The 16114-nt window shown below is 61.0% G+C and carries 14 protein-coding genes and 1 pseudogene; 10 read left to right on the top strand and 5 right to left on the bottom strand.

Annotated features, from left to right (window positions below; translation table 11 throughout):
* Window positions 1-23: 23 nt before the first annotated feature.
* From lptF to tadA, 10 genes are all read left to right on the top strand, one after another.
* Window positions 24-1142 (top strand): LPS export ABC transporter permease LptF, encoded by a 1119-nt coding sequence (gene lptF, locus LRS56_21040; GenBank protein ID WDU61305.1) that lies wholly within the window; start codon window positions 24-26, stop codon window positions 1140-1142.
* On the top strand, window positions 1135-2214 hold the full coding sequence (gene lptG / locus LRS56_21035) for an LPS export ABC transporter permease LptG (protein WDU61304.1): 1080 nt from the start codon (window positions 1135-1137) through the stop codon (window positions 2212-2214). The genes lptF and lptG overlap by 8 nt, the downstream gene beginning before the upstream one ends.
* Window positions 2215-2365: 151 nt before the next feature.
* Window positions 2366-4165 carry a translation elongation factor 4 gene (gene lepA / locus LRS56_21030; GenBank protein ID WDU61303.1) on the top strand — a complete coding sequence of 600 codons (1800 nt, stop codon included), beginning with the start codon at window positions 2366-2368 and terminating at the stop codon, window positions 4163-4165.
* 5 nt (window positions 4166-4170) lie between these two features.
* Entirely contained in the window at window positions 4171-5025 is an 855-nt protein-coding gene (lepB, locus tag LRS56_21025; GenBank protein ID WDU61302.1) for a signal peptidase I, read from the top strand.
* A gap of 150 nt (window positions 5026-5175) precedes the next feature.
* The gene (rnc, locus tag LRS56_21020) at window positions 5176-5865 is read left to right on the top strand and encodes a ribonuclease III (GenBank protein ID WDU61301.1); all 690 of its coding nucleotides are present in this window, start codon (window positions 5176-5178) and stop codon (window positions 5863-5865) included.
* Window positions 5858-6760 carry a GTPase Era gene (gene era, locus LRS56_21015; protein WDU61300.1) on the top strand — a complete coding sequence of 301 codons (903 nt, stop codon included), beginning with the start codon at window positions 5858-5860 and terminating at the stop codon, window positions 6758-6760. The genes rnc and era overlap by 8 nt, the downstream gene beginning before the upstream one ends.
* 158 nt (window positions 6761-6918) lie before the next feature.
* Complete coding sequence (gene recO / locus LRS56_21010; GenBank protein WDU61299.1) at window positions 6919-7608, top strand: DNA repair protein RecO; 690 nt, start codon at window positions 6919-6921, stop codon at window positions 7606-7608.
* Between the two features lie 51 nt (window positions 7609-7659).
* Window positions 7660-8403, top strand: coding sequence for a pyridoxine 5'-phosphate synthase (gene pdxJ, locus LRS56_21005; protein WDU61298.1), 744 nt, complete (start codon window positions 7660-7662; stop codon window positions 8401-8403).
* Window positions 8404-8598: 195 nt separating this feature from the next.
* On the top strand, window positions 8599-9975 hold the full coding sequence (locus LRS56_21000) for a multicopper oxidase family protein (protein ID WDU61297.1): 1377 nt from the start codon (window positions 8599-8601) through the stop codon (window positions 9973-9975).
* Window positions 9975-10472 (top strand): tRNA adenosine(34) deaminase TadA, encoded by a 498-nt coding sequence (gene tadA / locus LRS56_20995; protein WDU61296.1) that lies wholly within the window; start codon window positions 9975-9977, stop codon window positions 10470-10472. The genes LRS56_21000 and tadA overlap by 1 nt, the downstream gene beginning before the upstream one ends.
* Before the next feature lie 136 nt (window positions 10473-10608).
* Here tadA and cmoB read toward each other — a convergent pair.
* The 5 genes and pseudogenes from cmoB to lon all read right to left on the bottom strand — a co-directional run bounded on the left by cmoB (window position 10609) and on the right by lon (window position 16000).
* Window positions 10609-11564 (bottom strand): annotated as a pseudogene (gene cmoB / locus LRS56_20990) (tRNA 5-methoxyuridine(34)/uridine 5-oxyacetic acid(34) synthase CmoB).
* Window positions 11561-12304 carry a carboxy-S-adenosyl-L-methionine synthase CmoA gene (cmoA, locus tag LRS56_20985; GenBank protein ID WDU61295.1) on the bottom strand — a complete coding sequence of 248 codons (744 nt, stop codon included), beginning with the start codon at window positions 12302-12304 and terminating at the stop codon, window positions 11561-11563. The pseudogene cmoB and the gene cmoA overlap by 4 nt, the downstream one beginning before the upstream one ends.
* A 36-nt stretch (window positions 12305-12340) precedes the next feature.
* Complete coding sequence (locus LRS56_20980) at window positions 12341-12997, bottom strand: lysoplasmalogenase (protein ID WDU61294.1); 657 nt, start codon at window positions 12995-12997, stop codon at window positions 12341-12343.
* A 1-nt stretch (window position 12998) separates the two neighbouring features.
* A complete protein-coding gene (locus tag LRS56_20975; GenBank protein WDU61293.1) occupies window positions 12999-13388 on the bottom strand; it encodes a protease inhibitor I42 family protein in 390 nt (129 codons plus the stop codon).
* A 188-nt stretch (window positions 13389-13576) separates the two neighbouring features.
* Window positions 13577-16000, bottom strand: a complete 2424-nt coding sequence (gene lon, locus LRS56_20970; GenBank protein ID WDU61292.1) for an endopeptidase La — start codon at window positions 15998-16000, stop codon at window positions 13577-13579.
* Between the last annotated feature and the right edge of the window lie 114 nt (window positions 16001-16114).

Below are 16114 nucleotides of genomic sequence, written 5' to 3'. Positions count from 1 at the left end.
CTGACAACCCTGGAGTGTCTGGTTTGATTGTCTTCCGTTATCTGTCCCGCGAAGTCCTGTTGACCCTGAGTGCCGTGAGTGCGGTATTGCTGGTCATCATCATGAGTGGTCGTTTCGTCAAATACCTGGCCCAGGCTGCCTCAGGCGCCCTGGACCCGGGCTCGCTGTTCCTGATCATGGGCTTCCGTCTGCCGGGGTTCCTGCAGCTGATCCTGCCATTGGGCCTGTTCCTCGGGATCCTGCTGGCTTACGGCCGCCTGTACCTCGAAAGCGAAATGACCGTGCTCTCGGCCACCGGCATGAGCCAGCAGCGCTTGCTGGGCATGACCATGATCCCGGCCGCCGGCGTCGCGCTGATCGTGGCCTGGCTGAGCCTGAGCCTGGCCCCACAGGGTGCCATGCAGTTCCAGCTGGTACTGAACAAGCAGGACGCGATGACCGAGTTCGACACCCTTGAGCCCGGCCGTTTCCAGGCGCTCAACGACGGCTCACGGGTGACCTATACCGAAACCCTGACCGACGACCGTGCCAATTTGGGCGGGGTGTTTATCTCCGAGAAGCGTCTGGGCCAAGACAAGAAAGACCGTGGCATTTCGGTACTGGTGGCCGATTCAGGGCGCCAGGAAGTGCGTCCGGACGGCAGCCGCTACCTGATCCTGGAAAACGGCTATCGCTATGACGGCAGCCCGGGCCAGGCCGATTACCGTGCGATCAAATACGACACCTATGGCGTGATGCTGGCTCGACCGGATATCAGTGACGAAGTCACCGACCGCGACGCCATCCCGACCACCGATCTGTTCGGCAGCAAGGAACTGCGTTCCATCGCCGAACTGCAATGGCGTATTTCCCTGCCGCTGCTGGTGTTTATCGTGACCCTGATGGCCGTGCCGCTGTCACGCGTCAACCCGCGCCAGGGCCGTTTCCTCAAACTGTTGCCGGCCATCCTGCTGTATATGGCTTACCTGACCATCCTGATTTCCGCCCGTGGCTCCCTGGAGAAAGGCAAGCTGTCGCCGGTCCTGGGGTTGTGGTGGGTGCACGGGATGTTCCTGTTGATCGGCCTGGGGCTGCTTTATTGGGAGCCTATACGCTTGAAAATGATGAGCCGTCGTGGCCAGAAGGAGTTGGCTCGTGGCTAAGCTCGATCGCTACATTGGTAGCAGCGTACTGATCGCCATCCTGGCGGTATTGGGCATCATCCTCGGTTTGGCGTCGTTGTTCGCCTTCATCGATGAAGTGGGCAACGTCAGCGACACCTACACCGTGTGGGACGTGCTGAGCTACGTGGCCCTTACCGCGCCGCGTCGTCTCTACGACATGATGCCGATGGCCGCGCTGATCGGTTGCCTGATCGGCCTGGGCAGCCTGGCCAGCAACAGTGAGCTGACCATCATGCGGGCCGCCGGGGTGTCCATCGGGCGTATTGTCTGGGCGGTGATGAAGCCGATGCTGCTGCTGATGGCTTGCAGCGTGCTGATCGGCGAATACGTCGCGCCACCGGCCGAAACCACGGCCCAGGCCAACCGCGCCCTGGCCCAGGGGTCGGGTGATGCGCAAAGCTCCAAGCATGGCCTGTGGCACCGTCAGGGCGATGAGTTCATCCATATCAACGCCGTGCAGCCAGGCGGCCTGTTGATTGGTGTGACACGCTATACCTTTGACAAAGAGCGTCACCTGCTGGAGTCGAGCTTCGCCAAACGTGCGCAGTACAGCAACGAAAAGTGGCAACTGACCGATATCACCACAACTTACTTCCGCAATATCGGCCAAGGCACCAAGGCCAGCACCGAAGTGATCAATGTGCCGAGCGAAGAGTGGGATATCGCCCTCAAGCCGCAGTTGCTCAATACCGTGGTGATGATCCCGGAAAGCCTGCCGATCTCCGGGTTGTGGGGCTATATCCACTACCTCAAGGATCAGGGCTTGAATAACGGCCGCTACTGGCTGGCATTTTGGGTCAAAGTGTTGCAGCCGGTGGTGACCGCCGCGCTGGTGCTGATGGCGATTTCGTTCATCTTCGGCCCGTTGCGTTCCGTCACCCTGGGCCAGCGTGTGTTTACCGGTGTGCTGGTGGGGTTTACCTTCCGTATCGCCCAGGACCTGCTCGGCCCGTCGAGCCTGGTGTTCGGTTTCTCGCCGCTGTTTGCGGTGCTGGTACCCACCGCCATCTGCGCCCTGGCCGGGTTCTGGCTGTTGCGCCGGGCCGGTTGATGCTGCACTTATGAACAAAAAATGCCCCGGTCGAGAGATCGGGGCATTTTTGTTCTGGTCAGCAAAGATGACGTCTGGCCTGAGCATCAGGTACAATTCCCGGCTATTTTTCAGCGGGCAATCTGCCTGCAGCCTTTTTGAGTGTTGATCCGTGAGTGATTTGAGTCATATCCGCAATTTCTCCATCATCGCCCACATTGACCATGGCAAGTCGACGCTGGCCGATCGGTTCATCCAGATGTGCGGCGGCCTTGCCGAGCGTGAAATGGAAGCCCAGGTCCTGGACTCCATGGACCTTGAGCGCGAACGCGGGATCACCATCAAGGCCCACAGCGTTACTCTGTACTACACCGCCAAAGACGGCATCAAGTACCAGCTGAACTTCATTGACACCCCCGGCCACGTTGACTTCACCTACGAAGTCAGCCGCTCGCTGGCAGCCTGTGAAGGCGCCTTGCTGGTGGTCGATGCCGGCCAGGGCGTTGAAGCTCAATCCGTAGCCAACTGCTACACCGCGATCGAGCAGGGCCTTGAGGTCATGCCGGTACTGAACAAGATCGACCTGCCCCAGGCCGATCCTGACCGCGTGAAAGAAGAAATCGAAAAAATCATCGGCATTGACGCCACCGACGCCGTCGAGTGCAGCGCCAAGACCGGCCTGGGCGTCGACGAAGTGCTCGAGCGCCTGGTCAAGACCATCCCTGCACCTACCGGCAACTACGAAGATCCGCTGCAAGCGTTGATCATCGACTCCTGGTTCGACAACTACCTGGGCGTTGTTTCCCTGGTGCGTGTGCGCCACGGCCGGGTGAAGAAGGGCGACAAGATCCTGGTCAAATCCACCGGCAAGATCCACCTGGTGGACAGCGTTGGTGTATTCAACCCGAAACACACCGCCACCACCGACCTCAAGGCCGGCGAAGTAGGCTTCATCATCGCTGGTATCAAGGACATTCACGGTGCACCGGTCGGTGACACCCTGACCTTGAGCTCCACCCCTGATGTAGACGTGCTGCCGGGCTTCAAACGCATCCAGCCGCAGGTTTACGCCGGTCTGTTCCCGGTCAGCTCCGACGACTTCGAAGACTTCCGCGAGGCGCTGCAGAAGCTGACCCTCAACGACTCGTCGTTGCAGTACACCCCGGAAAGCTCCGACGCCCTGGGCTTCGGCTTCCGCTGCGGGTTCCTGGGCATGCTGCACATGGAGATCATCCAGGAGCGCCTGGAGCGCGAATACGACCTGGACCTGATCACCACTGCGCCGACGGTTATTTTTGAGCTGGCGCTGAAAACCGGTGAAACGATTTACGTCGACAACCCGTCCAAGCTTCCAGACCTGTCCTCCATCGAGGACATGCGCGAGCCGATCGTGCGGGCCAATATCCTGGTACCGCAGGAGCACCTGGGCAACGTCATTACCCTGTGTATCGAAAAGCGTGGCGTGCAGCACGACATGTTGTTCCTCGGGACCCAGGTACAAGTGACCTACGATTTGCCGATGAACGAAGTGGTCCTGGACTTCTTCGACCGTCTCAAATCCACCAGCCGCGGCTATGCTTCGCTGGATTACCATTTCGACCGTTACCAATCGGCTAATCTGGTGAAACTGGATGTGCTGATCAACGGCGACAAGGTTGATGCCCTGGCACTGATCGTGCACAAGGACAATGCGCACTACAAAGGTCGCCAGTTGACCGAGAAGATGAAAGAACTGATTCCGCGCCAGATGTTCGACGTCGCGATCCAGGCCGCCATTGGCGGGCAGATCATTGCGCGAACCTCCGTCAAGGCACTCAGAAAGAACGTACTGGCCAAATGCTACGGCGGTGACGTAAGCCGTAAGCGCAAACTGCTTGAGAAGCAAAAGGCCGGTAAAAAACGCATGAAGCAAGTGGGCAACGTGGAAATTCCACAAGAAGCCTTCCTTGCGGTGCTCAGGTTGGATAGTTAGGTCCTATGTCGCTAAATTTCCCGCTGTTGCTGGTCATTGCCGTAGCCGTTTGCGGCCTGCTGGCGTTGCTCGATCTGGTGTTCTTCGCCCCGCGTCGGCGGGCGGCTATCGCCTCTTATCAGGGCAGCGTCAGCCAGCCCGATACGGTGGTGGTCGAGAAGCTGAACAAAGAGCCTTTGCTGGTTGAATACGGCAAGTCGTTCTTCCCGGTATTGTTCATCGTGCTGGTGCTGCGTTCGTTCCTGGTGGAGCCGTTCCAGATCCCTTCGGGGTCGATGATCCCTACCCTGGACGTGGGCGACTTCATCCTGGTGAACAAGTTTTCCTACGGGATTCGCCTGCCGGTGATCGACAAGAAGGTCATCGAAGTCGGTGACCCGCAGCGTGGCGATGTCATGGTGTTTCGCTTCCCAAGCGACCCGAACGTCAATTACATCAAGCGTGTGATTGGCCTGCCGGGCGATGTGATTCGCTACACCGGCGACAAGCGCCTGTTCATCAACGGTGAGTCGGTGGCCGAGAAGTTGATCGGTTCCGAACCGAACAGCCTGGGCAGCGCCGAGTTGTACCAGGAAAAACTCGGTACGGTAGAGCACCAAATCCGCAAGCAAATGAGCAACTACCGTGCTCAGCCTGATGGCGAATGGAAAGTGCCGGCCGGGCACTATTTCATGATGGGCGACAACCGTGACAACTCCAATGACAGCCGTTACTGGGATGACCCCAACATTCCCAAGGATCTGCTGGGCATGGTTCCCGACCAGAATATCGTCGGCAAGGCGTTTGCGGTCTGGATGAGCTGGCCGGAATCCAAATTCAGCCACCTGCCGAACTTCTCGCGGGTCGGGCTGATCAAGTAATACAAGCGGCGCTGTGAACACAGCGCCGAATGCTTTTCTGGGGCTGGGACAAATCTGTCCTGCCTCATGCGGCACCAACCAGGATTTGAATTTGAACACTGCGTCAATCGTCGATGGCCGCCGGTGCCACCAACTAGAAATGGGTAAACCGTGAGCGTTTCTCTAAGTCGTCTCGAGCGTCAGCTCGGCTACACCTTCAAGGATCAGGAATTGATGGTCCTTGCCCTCACACACCGCAGTTTTGCCGGGCGTAATAACGAACGCCTGGAATTCCTCGGTGACGCCATCCTCAACTTCGTCGCCGGTGAAGCCCTGTTCGAGCGCTTCCCTCAAGCCCGTGAAGGTCAACTGTCGCGCTTGCGTGCGCGGCTGGTGAAGGGCGAGACCCTGGCCGTGCTGGCCCGTGGCTTTGGCCTGGGCGAGTACCTGCGGCTGGGTTCCGGCGAGCTGAAGAGCGGCGGTTTTCGTCGCGAATCGATCCTGGCCGACGCCCTTGAAGCGTTGATCGGTGCCATCTACCTCGATGCAGGCATGGACGCGGCCAAGGAGCGGGTGACCGCCTGGCTGACCTCCGAGATCGAAAGCCTGACGCTGGTCGACACCAACAAAGACCCCAAGACCCGCCTGCAGGAATTCCTGCAGTCGCGTGGTTGCGAACTGCCACGCTACGAAGTGGTGGATATCCAGGGTGAGCCGCATTGCCGCGTGTTCTTCGTGGAATGTGAAATCACCTTACTGAATGAAAAAAGCCGAGGTCAGGGTGTGAGCCGCCGTATTGCCGAACAGGTAGCGGCCGCCGCAGCACTGATTGCCCTGGGCGTGGAGAATGGCCATGACTGATTCAACCGCAACACGCTGTGGCTATGTTGCCATCGTCGGCCGCCCGAACGTGGGCAAGTCCACGCTGCTGAACCACATCCTCGGCCAGAAACTCGCGATCACCTCGCGCAAGCCGCAGACCACCCGCCACAACATGCTGGGTATCAAGACCGAAGGCAGCGTGCAAGCGGTCTACGTCGACACCCCGGGCATGCACAAAGGCGGCGAGAAAGCCCTCAACCGCTACATGAACAAGACCGCTTCGGCGGCGTTGAAAGACGTCGACGTGGTGATCTTCGTGGTCGACCGCACCAAATGGACCGACGAAGACCAGATGGTTCTGGAGCGTGTGCAGTATGTCACCGGCCCGTTGATCGTCGCGCTGAACAAGACCGACCGCATCGAAGACAAAGCCGAACTGATGCCGCACCTGACCTGGCTGCAGGAACAACTGCCGAACGCCCAGATCATGCCGATCTCGGCCCAGCACGGGCATAACCTCGAAGCCCTGGAGCGTGTGATCGCCGGCTACCTGCCGGAGAACGAGCACTTCTTCCCGGAAGACCAGATCACTGACCGCAGCAGCCGTTTCCTTGCCGCTGAACTGGTCCGCGAGAAAATCATGCGCCAGATGGGCGCCGAGCTGCCGTACCAGATCACCGTCGAAATCGAAGAGTTCAAGCAGCAGGGCAAGACCCTGCATATCCACGCGCTGATCCTCGTGGAACGTGACGGCCAGAAGAAAATCATCATTGGCGACAAGGGCGAGCGCATCAAGCGCATCGGCACCGAGGCGCGCAAGGACATGGAATTGCTGTTTGATTCCAAGATCATGCTTAACCTGTGGGTGAAGGTTAAGGGTGGCTGGTCCGATGATGAGCGCGCGTTGCGTTCCCTCGGCTACGGCGACCTGTAAACACCGCAGTATCTCTGTGGGAGCCGGCTTGTGTGGGAGCTGGCTTGCCTGCGATAGCATCACCTCGGTGCAACTGAAAGACCGAGTTGCCTGCATCGCGGGCAAGCCCGCTCCCACATTGGTTTATCGCTGTTCTTAAGTTCTGCGAAGAGACTTCCATGTCCCAATCCCCACCTCCCAGCCAACTCGCCTACGTCCTGCACAGCCGCGCCTACCGCGAGACCAGCGCCCTGGTGGACTTCCTTACGCCTCAAGGTCGCCTGCGTGCCGTATTGCGCAGTGCACGGGGCAAGGCGGGCACATTGGCCCGGCCGTTCGTGGCGCTGGATGTGGAGTTTCGGGGCAAGGGTGAGTTGAAGAACGTCGGTCGCCTGGAAAGCGTCGGCACCTCCGCCTGGCTGAATGGCGAAGCCCTGTTCAGCGGCCTCTACCTCAACGAATTGCTGATTCGTCTGCTGCCCGCCGAAGACCCGCATCCGGCGGTCTTCGATCACTACGCCGCCACCCTGCTGGCCCTGGCCGAAGGCCGCCCCCTGGAGCCGCTGTTGCGTGCCTTCGAATGGCGCCTGCTTGACGACCTGGGCTACGGTTTCGAACTGAGCAACGACCTGAACGGCGATCCCGTCGCCGAAGACGGCATGTACCGGCTACAAGTGGACGCGGGCCTGGAGCGCGTGTACCTGCTGCAACCGGGCCTGTTCCAGGGCTCTGAGCTGTTGGCCATGAGCGAAGCCGACTGGACGGCCCCCGGCGCCTTGTCCGCTGCCAAGCGCCTGATGCGCCAGGCGCTGGCTGTGCATTTGGGCGGAAGGCCGCTGGTCAGTCGCGAGTTGTTTCGAAAGCCCTGACATCCCCGTGTATGCTGTGCAGCGTTTCTTTCCCTTTTCAGGAGCGCTTCCGTGAGCACCAGCAATCGCATTCTTCTTGGCGTCAACATCGACCACGTCGCTACCCTGCGCCAGGCCCGGGGCACCCGTTACCCTGACCCGGTCAAGGCTGCGCTGGACGCCGAAGAAGCGGGCGCCGACGGCATCACCGTGCACCTGCGCGAAGACCGTCGCCACATCCAGGAGCGCGATGTGTTGCTGCTCAAGGATGTGCTGCAAACCCGCATGAACTTCGAGATGGGCGTCACCGAAGAAATGATGGCGTTCGCCGAGCGCATCCGCCCGGCGCATATCTGCCTGGTGCCGGAAACCCGCCAGGAACTGACCACCGAAGGCGGGCTCGACGTGGCCGGCCAGGAAGCGCGGATCAAGGCCGCCGTGGAGCGCCTGTCGAAAATCGGCAGCGAAGTGTCGCTGTTCATCGACGCCGACGAGCGCCAGATCGAAGCCTCGCGCCGAGTTGGCGCGCCGGCCATCGAACTGCACACCGGGCGTTATGCCGATGCCACTACCCCCACCGAAGTGGCTGACGAACTGCAGCGCATTATCGACGGCGTGAAGTGCGGCCTGAATGAAGGGCTGATCGTCAACGCCGGCCATGGCCTGCACTACCACAACGTCGAAGCCGTGGCTGCGATCCAGGGCATCAACGAGCTGAACATCGGCCACGCATTGGTGGCGCATGCGCTGTTTGTCGGTTTCAAAGGTGCGGTGGCCGAGATGAAGGCTTTGATTCTGGCTGCTGCCAAGCACTGAGAAACCAGCAGAAATCCAATTTGGGAGGGGGCTTGCTCCCGAAAGCGGTGGGCCAGTCACCCGATGTATCGGCTGACACTCCGCATTCGGGAGCAAGCCCCCTCCCACATGCGAAGCCTTACTGTTTAGCCGATGCAGGTGTATCGTATCTGCCCTTTGCAGGCCCCGAGCCTGCGGCAGATACGTGAGGTTGTTGTGTCCCGATCCTTTTCCCGTCGACAAATCCTGGGTGGTCTTGCAGGCCTGGCCGTAGTGGGGGTCGGTGCCGGTGGTGCCTATCGCTATTGGCTGGGGAAAGTCGCCGAGGCCGAAGCGGGTCACGATTACGAGCTGATTGCCGCGCCGCTCGACGTGGAACTGGTGCCGGGGCACAAGACCCCGGCCTGGGCATTCGGCCCGTCGGCACCGGGTACCGAATTGCGCGTGCGCCAGGGCGAATGGCTGCGGGTGCGTTTTATCAACCACCTGCCGGTCGCCACCACCATTCACTGGCATGGCATCCGCCTGCCGCTGGAAATGGACGGCGTGCCGTACGTCTCGCAATTGCCGGTGTTGCCTGGCGAATACTTCGATTACAAATTCCGCGTGCCGGATGCCGGCAGCTACTGGTATCACCCCCACGTGAACAGCAGCGAAGAACTCGGCCGTGGCCTGGTCGGCCCGCTGATCATCGAGGAGCGCGAGCCCACGGGTTTCAAGCACGAACGCACCCTCAGCCTGAAAAGCTGGCACGTGGACGAAGAGGGCGCTTTCGTGGCGTTCAGCATTCCCCGTGAGGCCGCACGTGGCGGTACGGCCGGGCGCCTGTCGACGATCAACGGCGTGTCCCAGGCGGTGATCGATCTGCCCGCCGGGCAGATCACCCGCGTGCGCTTGCTCAACCTCGACAACACCCTGACCTATCGCCTCAACATCCCGGACGTCGAAGCGCAGATCTATGCGCTGGACGGCAACCCCATCGAGCCGCGCCCGCTGGGCAAGGAATACTGGCTGGGCCCGGGCATGCGCATCTGCCTGGCGATCAAGGCCCCGCCGGCCGGTGAAGAACTGTCGATCCGCAATGGCCCGGTGCGCCTGGGCACCTTCCGCTCGGTCGCCAATACCGACGCGCCGACCGAATGGCCACCGGCGCTGCCGGCCAACCCGGTTGCCGAGCCGGACCTGGCCAATGCGGAAAAACTCAACTTCAATTTCGAGTGGGTCGGCAGCGTGTCGGTGGATGATGGCAAGCCGCCGAGCCTGTGGCAGATCAACGGCAAAGCCTGGGACATCACCGACAAGACCTGCGCCGACCGCCCGATCGCCAAGCTGGAGAAGGGCAAGAGCTACATTTTTGAACTGAAGAACATGACCCAGTACCAGCACCCGATCCACCTGCATGGCATGAGCTTCAAGGTGATCGCCTCGAACCGCCACAAGGTGATTCCGTACTTCACCGACACCTACCTGCTGGGCAAGAACGAGCGCGCCCGCGTGGCATTGGTGGCCGATAACCCCGGGGTGTGGATGTTCCATTGCCACGTGATCGACCATATGGAAACCGGCCTGATGGCCGCCATCGAGGTGGCGTAATGCGCCAGTTTCGCCCCGCAGCAATTATCGACCGCAGCCGCGACCAGGACTTTATGCGCGAAGCCCTGGCCCTCGCCGCCCAGGGCGCCGCGCTGGGCGAAGTGCCGGTGGGCGCGGTGCTGGTGCAGGACGGTGAAATCATCGGCCGTGGCTTCAACTGCCCGATCAGCGGCAACGACCCCAGCGCCCATGCCGAAATGGTCGCCATCCGCGCCGCCGCGCAAGCCATCAGCAACTATCGCCTGGTCGGCAGCACGCTGTATGTGACGCTGGAACCGTGCAGCATGTGCGCGGGCCTGATCGTGCATTCGCGTGTGGCGCGTGTGGTGTATGGCGCGTTGGAGCCCAAGGCCGGGATCGTGCAAAGCCAGGGGCAGTTTTTTACCCAGGGCTTTCTTAACCATCGGGTGTTGTATGAAGGTGGGGTGTTGGCGGAGGAATGCGGGGCTGTTCTGAGTGAGTTCTTCAAGGCCAGACGAGCCAAGCCAACACTTTAAAGAACACTGAGGGCCAAAATGTGGGAGCGGGCTTGCTCGCGAAGGCGCAGTGTCAGTCACTGCATGTGTTTCTGATACACCGCCTTCGCGAGCAAGCCCGCTCCCACATTTGATCTGCGTTTCCAGGGAGATGGAATTATTTTTTGGCGATGATCACCGCCCGCATCGGCGCCGGCAGCCCTTCGATGGTTTTGCTGTGATCCTGCGGATCGAGGAAATCACTCAGCGACTGATACTTCATCCACTCTGTCCCACGCTGTTCCTCGACCGTGGTGACGCTCACATCCACACACCGCACGTCGCTGAAACCGGCGCGGCGCAGCCACAGCATCAACGCCGGCACCGACGGCAGGAACCACACGTTGCGCATCTGCGCGTAGCGATCTTCCGGCACCAGCACCTGTTGCTGATCGCCTTCCACCACCAGGGTTTCCAATACCAGCTCGCCGCCTTTGACCAGGGTGTCTTTGAGCGCCAGCAGATGCTCGATAGGGGAGCGGCGGTGGTAGAACACACCCATGGAAAACACCGTGTCGAAGCCTTCCAGGTTCGCCGGCAGGTCTTCGAAGGGGAAGGGCAGGTGCCAGGCTTTCGGCTCGGACAGGTAACGCTGCACTGCCTGGAACTGGCAAAAAAACAGCCAGTTCGGGTCCACGCCGATCACGCTGTCGGCACCCGCGCCGAGCATGCGCCACATGTAGTAACCGTTGCCGCAGCCCACATCGAGGATGCGTTTGCCTTTCAAGTTCAGGTGCGGCGCCACCCGTGACCACTTCCAGTCCGAGCGCCATTCGGTGTCCACATGCACGCCGAACAGGTGGAACGGCCCTTTGCGCCAAGGGCTCAGGCCCATCAGCGCGGTGTGCATCTGCGCGCGCGTGGCCTCGTCGCAATCGGTATCGAGGGTCAAGCCGTTGAGCAAGTCGACTTCGCTGGGCTGAATCTTCGGCAGCGCATCCAGCGCGCTCTGCCAACGCTCCAGGTCGCCATGGCCCTTTTCCATCTTGCTGTCGAGTTGCGCTTGCAGGCCCTGGGCCCACACGGCCAGGGGGTGCCGACCAAGTGGCGGGCGAGGGGGGACAAATCAATCATGGCAAGGCAATCAACGAGGCAAAGTTAAGACACTGGAACCACGGCACGACTTTCGAGAACCCGGCCGCCAGCAGGCGTTCGCGGTGTTCTTGGAGGCTGTCGGGCTTCATGACGTTTTCGATGGCGCTGCGCTTCTGGGCGATTTCCAGTTCGCTGTAGCCGTTGGCGCGTTTGAACGCGATATGCAGGTCGGTCAGCAGTGCGTGTTCTTCAAGGTCATTGAAGCGCAGCTTTTCCGAGAGGATCAATGCACCGCCCGGCAGCAGGGCCTGGCGGATGCGCCCGAGCAACGCCAGGCGCTCATCGGGGGCGATAAATTGCAGGGTGAAGTTCAGCGCCACCACCGAGGCCGGTGCAAATTGCAGCGCGAGGATATCGCCCTCGATCACCTCAACCGGCAGCAGCTCCTGGAACATCGAGTCCTGGCCATTGAGGTATTCACGGCAGCGCTCGACCATGGCTGCCGAGTTATCCACCGCGATCACCCGGCAGCCGTCAGTGCGCACATGGCGGCGCAAGGCTTGAGTGACCGCCCCGAGGGACGAGCCCAGGTCGTAGAGCACACTGTTGGGTTGGGCAAACTGCGCCGCGAGCACGCCGAGGTTCTCAACGATGGTCGGGTAACCCGGTACCGAGCGCTTGATCATGTCCGGGAACACCCGCACCACGTCCTCGTTAAAGGCGAAGTCCGGCACCTGGGGCAAGGGCTGGGCGAATAGGCGATCGGGTTCTTTGCTCACGGCTGTTCCGGCGACGATGGGGGAAAGGCCGGCATTTTAGCCAAGTTGGCCCTCGTGTGCGCGGGTTGTCTGATGGAAAGCCGAGGCCGTGATGCCCCACTGGCCGAGCCAGTACATGGTGATCAACAAATACGGCGCCGCTTCGAACGCCAGCACAAACCGATTGATCCCGATCAGCGTGTCGGAAAACACAAACGACACCGCCCCCGCCGCCGCCAGCAGCGCCGACTGCCGGGGTACATCAGTGCCCAGCCGCGCCAGCGCCCGCCAAAGCATCGCGCTGATCACCAGCGCGTAAACCACCACCGGAATCAGCAGGTCGCCCAGGCCGTGGGCAATCAGGATGCTCAGCAGCACCGCGCCCACCCCCAGCGCCAGTACCAGTGGCAGCAACGCCCGGCGTCGGCAGTCGCTGAAATAGGCTTTCAAATACGCCAGGTGCGCAAACAGGAAAGCGCCGAGGCCAAAGATAAACAGGTCGCCCGGCCAGGCGAGCAATACATCACCGACCAGGGAGAAAATCAGCCCCAGGCTGATCCAGCGTCGATATTCGGTGGGCGGCGCATCATGCAGCCAGCCCAGCAGCGCCAGCACCGGCAGCGGCTTGACCAACAGGCACAGCAAGCTGGCATGGGTGGTCAGGCCGTAGATAAAAGTGCCGGCGCCCATCAACGCAAGAATCAGCCATGGCATATCAGTTCACCGTGATGGCGCAGTCGAAGGTTTCGGCGGGTTCGGCTTCCGGCTCCCAGGGTTGCTGGGAGGTCAGGCGCAAACGGCCCTGGCCCGCCGCGAACGCCTGGAAGCGCCAGGTGGATTGGCCACCACCACCGATCACACCCGATTCGGAACTGCTGTAGACCTCGGGACTCAGGGCGCGCAGCACGCCGCCGGCTGAATCCTGGATGGCCCAGCGGTAACCGGTGGTGGGGTTGCTCGGCAGGCTGAGGATCAGGTTTTGCCCGGCTTTAAGCTGAAGCGGGCAGGCGCTCTGGTTTTCCACGGTGATGTTTTGCTTCGGTGCACTGGCGCACGCGGCCAGCAGGGCAAGGCTCAGGGGGAGAAGCAGGCGGGCAGCGGTCATGGGGGCTCCGTTGTTTGACGACGAAGGGCGAGCATAACCGAAGATGAGACAAGGTGTGACAAGAGGGGGGTGTGGTGAATGGTCTGGCCCCATCGCAGGCAAGCCCGCTCCCACATTTTGACCGCATACTCGGTCAGTGTGGGAGCGGGCTTGCCCGCGATGAGGCCAGACCAGGCACTACATAAGGATCAGAACAGCACCTTAGCCACATCCGCAAAGCGCTTGGCAAAATGAACCGTCATGCCTTCTTTCAGGTACTCCGGCAATTCCTCGAAACTGCCACGATTCGGCTCCGGCAGGATCAGCTCGTGAATCTTCTGGCGCCGCGCCGCGATCACCTTCTCGCGCACCCCGCCAATCGGCAGCACATGCCCGGTCAATGTCAGCTCACCGGTCATCGCCACGCCTTTTTTCGGCGGCTGGTTGCGCGCCAGCGACAGCAGCGCGCTGGCCATGGTCACGCCGGCACTCGGGCCGTCTTTCGGCGTGGCACCTTCCGGCACGTGCAAGTGCACAAAGGCTTCATCGAAAAACTTCGGATCGCCGCCGAACGACTTCAGATTCGAGCTGATGTAGCTGTAGGCGATTTCAGCGGATTCCTTCATCACTTCACCCAACTGCCCGGTGAGCTTGAAGCCGCGGTTGAGCGTGTGGATGCGCGTCGCCTCGATCGGCAAGGTCGCGCCGCCCATGCTGGTCCAGGCCAGGCCGGTGATTACGCCGGTGCCGGACAGCACTTGCTCATTGCGGAACACCGGCATGCCCAGGGAGCTTTCCAGGTCCTTGGTGCCGAGTTTGATCACCGAGTCCGGCTCATCCAGCAGCTTGACCACCGCCTTGCGCACCAGTTTGCCCAGCTGTTTCTCCAGCTGGCGCACCCCGGCTTCCCGCGCATAACCGTCGATCAATGCGCGCAGGGCGCCGTCGCTGATGGTCAGGCTGGTTTTTGCCACGCCGGCTTTTTCCAGCTGTTTCGGCCACAGGTGGCGTTTGGCAATGGCGACTTTTTCTTCGGTGATATAGCCCGACAGGCGAATCACTTCCATCCGGTCCAGCAGTGGGCCGGGGATCGAGTCCAGGGTGTTGGCGGTGCACACGAACAGCACTTTGGACAGGTCCAGGCGCAGGTCCAGGTAGTGGTCGAGGAATTCGACGTTCTGCTCAGGGTCGAGGGTTTCGAGCAAGGCCGAGGCCGGGTCGCCCTGGAAGCTCTGGCCCATCTTGTCGATCTCGTCGAGCATGATCACCGGGTTCATCACTTCCACATCTTTAAGCGCCTGCACCAGCTTGCCCGGCAGGGCGCCGATGTAGGTGCGGCGATGGCCCTTGATCTCGGCCTCGTCACGCATGCCGCCGACGCTGAAACGGTAGAACGGCCGGCCCAGGGATTCGGCGATGGATTTACCCACACTGGTCTTGCCCACACCCGGCGGGCCTACCAGCAGCACGATGGAGCCGGCGACTTCGCCTTTGTAAGCGCCCACCGCCAGGAACTCGAGGATACGACTCTTGATGTCGTCGAGCCCCGCGTGGTGTTTATCCAGCACTTTGCGCGCATGTTTGAGGTCGAGTTTGTCCTCGCCAAACACGCCCCACGGCACCGAGGTGGCCCAGTCCAGGTAATTGCGCGTAACCGCATACTCCGGCGAACCCGTTTCCAGGATCGACAGCTTGTTCAATTCTTCATCAATGCGTTTTTTCGCCTGGGCCGGCAGCACCTTGCCTTCCAGGCGCTGCTCGAACTGCTCGACGTCCGCGCTGCGGTCGTCCTTGGTCAAGCCCAGTTCCTGCTGGATCACCTTGAGCTGTTCCTTGAGGAAGAACTCGCGCTGGTGCTCGCCGATCTTGCGGTTCACCTCGGCGGAGAGTTCTTTTTGCAGGCGCGCAACTTCCACCTCTTTGCGCAGCATCGGCAGCACTTTTTCCATGCGTTTGAGCATGGGCACGCAGTCCAGCACTTCCTGCAACTCGTTACCGGTGGCCGAGGTCAGCGCGGCGGCGAAGTCGGTGAGCGGCGACGGGTCGTTGGGGCTGAAGCGGTTGAGGTAATTCTTCAGTTCTTCGCTGTACAGCGGGTTGAGCGGCAACAGCTCTTTGATCGCGTTGATCAGCGCCATGCCGTAGGCCTTGACCTCGTCGGTCGGCTCGGTGGGCTGGTGCGGGTATTCGACTTCCACCAGGTATGGCGGGCGATGGTGCTTGAGCCAGGTCTTGATGCGTACGCGGGTCAGGCCCTGGGCGACAAATTGCAGTTTGCCGTTCTCGCGGCTGGCGTGGTGCACCTTCACCAGCGTGCCGTACAGCGGCAGGCTGGAGGTGTCGAAGTGCCGTGGGTCTTCCGGCGGGGTGTCCATGAAGAACAGGGCCAGGGAGTGGTGGTCGGATTTGCTCACCAGCTCCAGCGTTTCGGCCCACGGCTCTTCATTGACGATCACCGGCAGCACTTGCGCCGGGAAGAACGGCCGATTGTGGATCGGGATGATGTAGACCTTGTCCGGCAGGTTTTGCCCAGGCAGCGCCAGGCCGGTGTTGGACGAAGCCGCATGCTCGGCGTTTTCGGGGTCGGCGTAGTCGTTCAGGTCGTAATCAGGGAATTCTTGCTGGTCGCTCATGGGGCACCTGCATAAGGAAGTATGGAGGTTAGATGGGGCGGCGCAGCGGTGGTTTCAATGGTGGGAGGCAGTTAGCAACAAATTGCATAAAATTATCAGTGTGGGAGCGGGCTT

The sequence above is a fragment of the Pseudomonas poae genome, from assembly GCA_028869255.1.
In the GTDB taxonomy this organism is placed as follows: domain Bacteria; phylum Pseudomonadota; class Gammaproteobacteria; order Pseudomonadales; family Pseudomonadaceae; genus Aquipseudomonas; species Aquipseudomonas poae_C.
Note: the sequence above shows the minus strand (reverse complement) of the source record. Positions and strands in the feature narration are given on the sequence as shown.

What these genes read in the sequence shown, in the direction of transcription:
- LRS56_20975 (WDU61293.1), bottom strand. Translation starts at nt 13,388, where the DNA reads ATGACCGCTGCCCGCCTGCTTCTCCCCCTGAGCCTTGCCCTGCTGGCC.
- recO (WDU61299.1), top strand. Translation starts at nt 6,919, where the DNA reads ATGTCCCAATCCCCACCTCCCAGCCAACTCGCCTACGTCCTGCACAGC.
- era (WDU61300.1), top strand. Translation starts at nt 5,858, where the DNA reads ATGACTGATTCAACCGCAACACGCTGTGGCTATGTTGCCATCGTCGGC.
- lon (WDU61292.1), bottom strand. Translation starts at nt 16,000, where the DNA reads ATGAGCGACCAGCAAGAATTCCCTGATTACGACCTGAACGACTACGCC.
- tadA (WDU61296.1), top strand. Translation starts at nt 9,975, where the DNA reads ATGCGCCAGTTTCGCCCCGCAGCAATTATCGACCGCAGCCGCGACCAG.
- lepB (WDU61302.1), top strand. Translation starts at nt 4,171, where the DNA reads ATGTCGCTAAATTTCCCGCTGTTGCTGGTCATTGCCGTAGCCGTTTGC.
- LRS56_20980 (WDU61294.1), bottom strand. Translation starts at nt 12,997, where the DNA reads ATGCCATGGCTGATTCTTGCGTTGATGGGCGCCGGCACTTTTATCTAC.